Raw genomic sequence first — 8,056 nt, 5'->3', positions numbered from 1 at the left:
AGCGAACCATCGATGACACCTGGCGCCACATCGGACACCTCGTCACAACCATCGAGCCCAGCGAATGCAGCAACTACTTCGCCAATGCCGGATATGCTTCCGTGAAAACCTGAAACGCTCTAGGTTTATCGGCTGAAAACCAGAGTAGAGAAGGAGTGTTGCGGGTACGACGATACACGAGGATTTCGGAGGTCGGTCGTCGGCACCGACGTCGGAGGCGGATTTGCCGTAAACGTTGATCATCACGGCCGCTGTTTGAAAGTGCCGCTCGCCTTGCTATGAATCCACCCATTCCTTTTTGCACGCATTCCATCCACAAAAACGATTTTACTGCTCAAAACGATTGCCCTTAGAAAACGCTGAAGAGCGCTGTGTAGATTATGTGGAGTTCTAAAAAAATGGGTCCTCAGGTGCGGAGACGATGCTGGAAATTCGACCTGGAGCCCTCTGTCAGTTGCCTGGCCTCGATTGTTATCTTACGCTGGTCGTGATCGGGCAGAATCTTCACCGTTGCTTCTCCCGTTTCAGTGCTGATAGGGCTCTCACAAGAAGCACTGTTCCCTGGTCGACTAACCTGTGAGTGCATCTCCCACAATCACTAGAAGCCAGAGCAGGCGCGCTCGCAGCCGCGAGGACTTGGTCTGCGCCTTTTGCAGGGCCACCAAACCTCGTGATGTTTTCTTGCGGCTGTCGGGCCGAAATATGAAGGATTGAGTGATGTGGATAGGTTAGGCAGTTCTGCTGCAAGCGCTTCGGCCCGGGTTTCTGTGCGGCGTCGCAACAATGATCAAGAAGGTTGCGCAGGATCGGTTGTCGGCAATGTCGCCGCGCCGGTCACTAATGGTATCGGCTTCGACCCCGTGAGCTCTAGCTGCACTGTCAAGCGCCACCCTATGAAACTACGAAGGCCGGTGGCCAGGCCAGAGCGACCTACCTTCCGAAACGAACTGGAGAGCAACATGCTGTGTCTAGGGCTCAGTGGCGGTCTAAGCAAAGATTACGAAAATTCGTCCGATCTACCGAGCACCTTTATGCACGATGGGGCTGCGGTTCCCGTTCGCGACGGGCGAGTGATAGCGGCGGTCGAGGAGGAGCGCCTTAACCGGATCAAGCACTCCAACAAGTTACCAACGCGTTCGATTCAATATTGCCTCGCATCTGCAGGTGTTCACCTGAGCGACATCGACCGCATCGCGTATTATGCGACCGAGGCCTATTGCAACGCTGTGCTCGAGCGCGTGCGCCTCTTTCACCCAAGCACCCCAGCATCGGATCCGAGACTGTTGCAACGGGCTCGGGGAAGTCGACACGGGCGCTATATTCCTGTGGGACACCCCGATGTTCCATGTGATCGCCATCGTCACACAGATCTGGCCGCCCCTTGGACGCGTGATGGCACAATGCCATGAGGTTGTCACCCGCGCTCCACCGCCGAGATGAACTCGAAAACGTTGGACCCGGAACTGATTGTTGAGGAATGAACGTCATGAAACGCTATGTAGAAAAAGAGGTGACGGATCAACTCGCTTATAGGCGAAAGATGTTGCAAGATTGGAGAGGAGAGCGCCTCACTGGACACCAGCTAAACCTAGCATCAATAGACCTCAACCTCCTGGTGGCGCTCGAGGCTCTGCTCGAATACCGGAACGTGACGCACGCGGGCCAGCACATCGGGCGGAGTCAACCGGCGATGAGCCGGGCACTGGGAAGGCTGCGCGGCTTGTTCAATGATGATCTCCTGGTGCGGTCTTCAACGGGTTTGATCCCAACGCCGCAAGGCGAACACCTGGCTCAAAGGCTGCCGTCGGCACTGCGTACGATCCGAGAGATGGTGACAAGCCGCAGCGTAATCTCAAAAGAATGGGGGAGGGGGGCAACGCTGGCGATCCCCGATCATCAAGCTTTGGCTGTACTACCGCGCCTCCTGCCGTGGTTACGCGAGCGTGCCCCTCATCTCGACACACTCGCCTGTTTGCCGTTTGATCGTGCCGTGCGGGGGCTTGAGCAAGGTGATATTGATTTGGCCGTTGGGCATATTGACGTGCAACTGCCTGGCTATTTTCGGCGCAGTCTCTATACAGACCGCTTCGCGTGTTTGTTGCGCCACGACCATCCCGCGCTGGCGCAGGAATGGACGATCGACAACTTCGCGACCTTGCGTCACGCTGCCATCAGTACGGACTCCCCCGACCATTTCGGCCCGATCTACGACCACTTGCCCAACCTGCGAGCGGATCGTAGTCCCATACTTTTTTCCAGCGTTCTCACGGCAGCGGTGGTAGCTTCGGCAACGGATTTGGTATTGCTCGTCCCGCGCCGCGTTGCGACCCAAGTTTCCGCGATGCTGCCGCTTAGGGTTGTTGATCCACCCCTCGAGCCGGCACCGTACAAGGTCATGCTCATCTGGCACGAGCGGTGCCATCACGACCCGCAGCATAAATGGCTGCGCAAGGAGGTCGCCGCAGCGTTGGAGACGGGAGCAGACTGACACAAGAAGCGGTGATCGGGATGCTCCCGAAGCATCAAAGAGAGCAAACGGGGATTTTGCGCGGGGAGATGACCAAGGGCTCAGCGCTGCTGCGCCCGAGAGTGCCAGGCATGTTGGACGAATATCGAGACTTGGATGCCTATGTGCTCGCGGGGTCTGCTTGTATCCGGGCTTCTGCTGAGCTGCGGCTCGGCCCTGCAGTGGCGCGGATATCTTCGCGCCGGCTCTCGGATCGACCATTTTGATGGTGATCGTCAAGTGATCAACATTTATGTCAGCAGGCTCGCCGACACGGTCTGGCACTGCCGGACCGTTGGTTGAAAGACACAGCTTGATATCGGGGACCTCTGTGGCTCCGCGTGCAAATGTCGCCTTTGTCTTCTTCCGGTCATAACAGGCATCGCTTGGTCCGGCGATAAAGAGCACGGAAAGCTGAGGGACTTCATTGGCGACCGCAACGACCTTTCGCAGCGCCTGGTCAGGCGTAGGCCGGCTTTCGTTGGCGCAGTATTTACGATTGCAGTAGTTGCACTGGATATTGCAAGCTGGTGCGGCTACGACGTGCATGCGCGCGAAATAGTAGTGCGCTTTTTCTAAATAGCAGGAAAGGTCCGTGATTTTCTCCCAGACAGCCGGCTCGACGTGGTGCGGCTTTGCGGACGAACCGCACAATGACGCGGCGCAAGCAGTGGACTTCGCTGTGGCCAGCAGTTGGTTCATAGTTGTCGTGCTGGTCAGGTTCTTGAGCGAAATCATTGGTGGGGGCATTAAAGGCTCCGTTGCTGCTTAACGTCGCGGTTCAAGAAGCAAGGGCCATGCCAATGAAAATTGCTTAGGTTTTCAATTGGTTAGCGTTTTTTGTCCGGTTCCCTCCATTTGCGACCCGACATAGGGTTGTCAGGCATTCGACAATAGACCTACACCGGTAAAATGGCGGCTCGCCTCGAGTGCTTGAGTTGAGGAGGGCAGGTCGGGCCGCTCGACCACACCAGGCTTAGAACTTTCTTTCACCCCGATTTGATGCCCGCGGATGGCATAACCAGCCTAACGTGGGGTGACGCCGAGAGGCGAGCCGCCTGGCCCCAGATTTCTCCCTCGCGTCGATCAGCCGCTCCCGCTCGGTCAGACGAGCCCGATTGGGAGCCAGGCAGGATCGTTCGGATCACAGGCTTTGGAGGAGACTTCGCCGAGACAGGCACCGGCAGCCCCGGCGGCCGCAAACGGGGATCCAGTCGACATTGGGCTCTTTCTGGCGAACTCGTCGACCGCATTGTCGCCGAATGGACCGTTAGCTACCTTCCACACAAGCGCAGAGAGGCCCTGGCTGTTCTTGCAGACAAAATCCAACGCACCAATGGTCCTTGATTGCGCGGGAGTTGCTGTCCTACGCACGCTGTTTGAGTTCACAGACGTTCCCTGGGAAGTGGCATTGCGAGACCAAGTCAAGCGCCGACGGCGCGAATGTCCGTTCGCAGATGCATAGAACGCCATTTTCAACTCAAGACCAGACTTGCGACGGGCCATGGACCACGAAAATGGGTCGAATTGCATGATCGCGAAACGATCCGCGACTGTCCTATCGGTATTGCCGCGGGATAGACGGGCGGACGAGGCGGGGCTGCGCAGCTCCTTCTGGCCTGATGCGCAGGACGTTCACGGAGCGTATACGGGCTCCGCCGAGGGATTCATTGAGTTCACGCTTGGTGTCTTCAAGACCGAACCGCGCAACATCCACCAGATCACCAACGTTCTGATTGAGTTTATCAGCCCGACTGAAGCAGCTGTCGAGAGCTACTTCACTGCGCTCCAACGAGGGCCGGACTGCGGCCGGATCATACGTTGCCAGGTTTCTCCTATGTGGTCGATATTGCGACCATTTTCAGAAAAGGGAAGGGGAGTGGAGAATTGCCGACCGCACAGTGGTCTATGATTGGCTCGAGGAGCAGACACAGCAGGCGGCGTCGCCAGAGATTGAGCGGTTCGGTTTCAGGCAGCCGATCGGAACATCGCATTCTAACGACCCGGTCTATACGCTCGGAAGCGGCAAAGAGCATGAAAGCCGAGGCGGAATAGCGGCGCGTTCAGCTGGTGCCGAACTCTTCTTTTCCGGGACGTGGTGCTAACTTGCTGTCATCTGGCTCCTTTAGCGTTAGATCGCATACGCCGGAGCAGGAGAAGCTAATCCATGAAGCAAGCAGACACCCGCCGTCATTACACGCGCTGCAGGCGGGATTGGCCGCGCTCTGGTCGCTGCCTTTGCGAACGGCGACATTGTCGTTGCCGTGGATCTTCCTGGAAGCGGAACGGTGCGGTGCGGCGTTGCCGCGCGGCCCTGTGATCTTCAATGTGGCCTCGCTGGGCGGGTTGCTGGGCGATCCCAGACGCAACGGCTACGCTGCCTGGAAGGGGCCTGATCTTGATCACGAAAAGTTTGGCATGCGAGTTGGCGTCGCGTCGAGTGGGCCTGACGGCCATAAGAGCTCGGCTATGTGCGCACGCCGATGGTCGAGAACTGGAACGCGCCGACGAGACGGATCTCGCCGCTATTCGCCGACGCGTGCCGATGGGGCCCATGGGCGCGTCCCGATGATGTCGACCGGACCGTGCGGTTTCCGGTCAGCTCGCACGTCGATCATTCATCGACATCGTGTCGGACGGTCGCCTTGGGCTTGGCGACGGGTCCGGATACGAGCGATTCGAGTTCAAGCGCTTCGGTGTCGTTATTCATGAGGCGCCTGGGGAGTACCTGGGTGATCTTTTAGGGGCTCAACCAGAAGGTTTTCGAACCCGACGGCCATTATCAGAAGATACCCCCAACGGCGATATCGTTGCGGACCACCCAGAAGCCAGCCCCGCCAATCTGCATCGCGGCAGGATCGGAGTGCAGCATGAGGCGGGCCGTCGCAGAGAGTCGCAGCAATTATTGCAGTCTCTAATCTTCGCCTGCGTCCTCCCGTAATACAAGGGCGTATCAACTCAGCCGGCGGCGCAAAAAGTCCTCACGATGAGGCAAGCTTTTAGCCGCGGTTCAAATTGAGGTGTTCGAAGTACCAAGACGGGTCATCATCGGATGAATCTGTCTCGACACTGGCGTCACTCGAATGCTCCTCGACACCTGCTTCATCGTCGCTAAGATACTCCACGGTTTTAGAGAGATAACTCCAAGGTTTGTCGGCGCGCTGCCATCCACCCTTGCTATTCTTTGTCCACTTGTCGGGATGTTGCGTAGGGTCGAGCACCCAGCGATTTTCACCCACATCAACGAAACCCATCTGCTCTAGACGGGTTCCCATCTCCGGCGTAGCGGGACGTGACATGATCAACGGCTGTTCGCCGTCGAGTTGAAGTTGATGTTCGAGCAGAATATCGCCTGCGTTCTCGACAAGCGGATGAGTAACGCGAAGGTCTACAATCGACGTGATTCTTTTTCGACCGGGAAATAGTTCCCGCCACGGCTCGTTTTCGATGCTAAATCCATCCTCTGTTCTTAAAAGCCCAACGCTTCGTTCTCCCAGATCATAGCTGAAATATCGCGCGCTGGGCGTATCATTGTCGGTGCCGCCGTAGAGTCGAGCGATGGTAGCCGTACGCAGGGCTTTAGAGGACACGAAGGGCGAGTACTCTTGTGGATTGACGGAAATGTGCTTGATTTCATCACCGTAAAATTCCCTTACTTTTCTGGCAAATGTCGATCTGTCGAGCACCTTAATTGGAGGTTCGGAAGAGAGCGAGTATGGTCGCGTTGGCGACGAAGGCGAAAGAGCATGGGGATCTGGCGTTGATCGGGACGGCATGCCCGTAAGCGTTTGTGCCCCGGTCATATTCTCGATCCACCCCGCCATGGCCCGGGTGCGATCATCTTCCTCGGAAATGTTGTAGCGCAGCGATCGTTCTGAGTTATCCATGGCGGTCTCTCCTGAGAGTGAAAGGTGTGATGAAGCGCATTCTTTTCAGTCGCTTCACATGGGAACGGTGCGCTCACATGTCCGGCCTATAAAGCGGATACGTGACTGCTAGACTCGATGAAGCGGGCGGTGCGCGTTGCATGCGCCGCTCCTGATCCCTTTACCTCAGCCCAAGCCTCGAGGATCCGCGAAAGCGTGGCTCCCTTCGCCAGACCATCGTCGAATCGGCTGACAGTCCGTCGGAGGTGTCTGCGCCGCGGCAGGGCTAAGATTAGCTTGAATGTTAGAGGCGTCTCGGAAAATTTACCGCCCCGCGGGCCTGTTCTGTTTTCACCGTTGTTGGTCTCCAATTGCAGATTACGCATATGCTAGTGCAACCGGACTGGTCGCCATCATGCAAAATCGATATTCTAAAATGCTTTGGAAAAGCGGAGCCACGTGACCCCTTAGGTGGTGAAGGTGACCTGCCACTGCGAATTTCCTCCAGAATTGATTAGAGTCCGGCCCATCAAAGGACGGACGAATGAAGAAGCAGAGGTTTACCGAAGAGCAGATAATTGCGGTACTGAAGGAGCAGGAGGCAGGCGCGAAGGCGGCCGACCTCTGCCGTAAGCACGGGATTTCGGAAGCGACGTTTTACAACTGGAAAGCCAAATACGGTGGTATGGAAGTGTCCGAGGCCAAGCGGCTGAAGGCGCTTGAGGACGAGAACGCCAGGCTGAAAAAGCTGCTGGCCGAACAGATGCTGGATGCGGCCGCGCTCCGCGAGCTTCTTGCAAAAAAAAATGGTAGGGCCTGCCGCCAAGCGTGAAGCCGTCACGCATCTGAAGGCCGTGATGGGTCTTTCGGAGCGGCGGGCCTGCCAGATCATATCCGCCGACCGCAAGACGGTGCGTTATCGGTCCTGCCGACCGCCGGAGGTGGCGCTGCGGGCAAAGCTGCGTGACCTTGCAAACGAGCGTCGGCGTTTCGGCTATCGGCGACTGTTCGTCCTGCTTCGACGGGAAGGAGAGCCGTCCGGCGTCAATAGGATCGAGGTTCCAAATTTGATTTCCGGAGGACCGGCATCGATGTACCCAAGACGGAACCAGCCGCGCGATGACGATTCTCGCGAAGTAAGTGAGTGGATCGAAGGCGTGACCGGAGCTTTCGATACGGACGCCTGGATCCGGGAGTACAATTCACAGAGACGAGATGTGGAACAGGATCTGAGCGACTTGCGCCTCGGTTCGCACGACAGTGACGCCGGCGACCGTGTGCCGCGTCGCAGATCCGTGGGCGGTTCGATGCGAGTGACGCCGCAGTCGTTGGCGCCGGAGAACTCGTTGAGCGGCGCCCGCCACAGCATAGACGTCTCTCGGGCGGGCTCCAGCAGCTTGCGATTCGGCGGCTCGGGGAGCAAGACATCGAGCAATATGGCGGAGGCGGGCGAAGTCGCCGCGGCGCCGCAGGGCAAACGCCGCGGATTTACGTCGCGCATGGCGTCAGGGTTCAAGAAGGCGTTCGGATTGAGCAGCGGCAAGACGTCGTCGCGGAGTTCGGGGCAGCAAGACGTCGATGCCGCAACGGAGACTCACGTGGTCTCAACCAAGGCTCGCGTCGGCGCCAAGCGTGGTCGCCCCGCCGACCGGGACATGCATCCCGATGACGAGACCCGCATCAA

At 57.7% G+C, this 8,056-nt stretch carries 3 protein-coding genes and 5 pseudogenes; 6 read left to right on the top strand and 2 right to left on the bottom strand.

What is annotated here, in order from left to right:
• From EFD56_RS33015 to EFD56_RS32095, 3 genes and pseudogenes are all read left to right on the top strand, one after another.
• Positions 1-113, top strand: a pseudogene (locus EFD56_RS33015) (IS630 family transposase); the annotation flags it as partial.
• 846 nt (positions 114-959) lie between these two features.
• Positions 960-1,286: pseudogene (locus EFD56_RS32105) on the top strand (carbamoyltransferase N-terminal domain-containing protein); the annotation flags it as partial.
• A gap of 191 nt (positions 1,287-1,477) precedes the next feature.
• Complete coding sequence (locus EFD56_RS32095) at positions 1,478-2,488, top strand: LysR family transcriptional regulator (protein ID WP_037147017.1); 1,011 nt, start codon at positions 1,478-1,480, stop codon at positions 2,486-2,488.
• 210 nt (positions 2,489-2,698) lie between these two features.
• Here the strand turns inward: EFD56_RS32095 and EFD56_RS32090 are convergent.
• Positions 2,699-3,256 (bottom strand): annotated as a pseudogene (locus EFD56_RS32090) (radical SAM protein); the annotation flags it as partial.
• A gap of 754 nt (positions 3,257-4,010) precedes the next feature.
• Between EFD56_RS32090 and EFD56_RS33815 the strand changes: the two are divergent.
• Positions 4,011-4,418 carry a nuclear transport factor 2 family protein gene (locus EFD56_RS33815; RefSeq protein WP_029875557.1) on the top strand — a complete coding sequence of 136 codons (408 nt, stop codon included), beginning with the start codon at positions 4,011-4,013 and terminating at the stop codon, positions 4,416-4,418.
• A 1,087-nt stretch (positions 4,419-5,505) separates the two neighbouring features.
• Here the strand turns inward: EFD56_RS33815 and EFD56_RS32065 are convergent.
• Positions 5,506-6,393: a hypothetical protein gene (locus EFD56_RS32065; RefSeq protein ID WP_029875558.1), complete on the bottom strand. Its 888-nt coding sequence runs from the start codon at positions 6,391-6,393 to the stop codon at positions 5,506-5,508.
• Positions 6,394-6,916: 523 nt separating this feature from the next.
• On the opposite strand from EFD56_RS32065, the pseudogene EFD56_RS32060 reads away from it, so the two are divergent.
• Together EFD56_RS32060 and EFD56_RS33420 are read left to right on the top strand one after the other, a co-directional pair.
• Positions 6,917-7,427, top strand: a pseudogene (locus EFD56_RS32060) (transposase); the annotation flags it as partial.
• A gap of 36 nt (positions 7,428-7,463) precedes the next feature.
• A pseudogene (locus tag EFD56_RS33420) lies at positions 7,464-8,056 on the top strand (hypothetical protein); the annotation flags it as partial.

Source organism: Rhizobium phaseoli (genome assembly GCF_003985125.1).
Classification (GTDB): Bacteria; Pseudomonadota; Alphaproteobacteria; order Rhizobiales; family Rhizobiaceae; genus Rhizobium; species Rhizobium phaseoli.
This window is presented reverse-complemented; position numbering and strand designations above follow the sequence as displayed.

What these genes read in the sequence shown, in the direction of transcription:
- EFD56_RS33815 (WP_029875557.1), top strand. Translation starts at nt 4,011, where the DNA reads ATGGACCACGAAAATGGGTCGAATTGCATGATCGCGAAACGATCCGCG.
- EFD56_RS32065 (WP_029875558.1), bottom strand. Translation starts at nt 6,393, where the DNA reads ATGGATAACTCAGAACGATCGCTGCGCTACAACATTTCCGAGGAAGAT.
- EFD56_RS32095 (WP_037147017.1), top strand. Translation starts at nt 1,478, where the DNA reads ATGAACGTCATGAAACGCTATGTAGAAAAAGAGGTGACGGATCAACTC.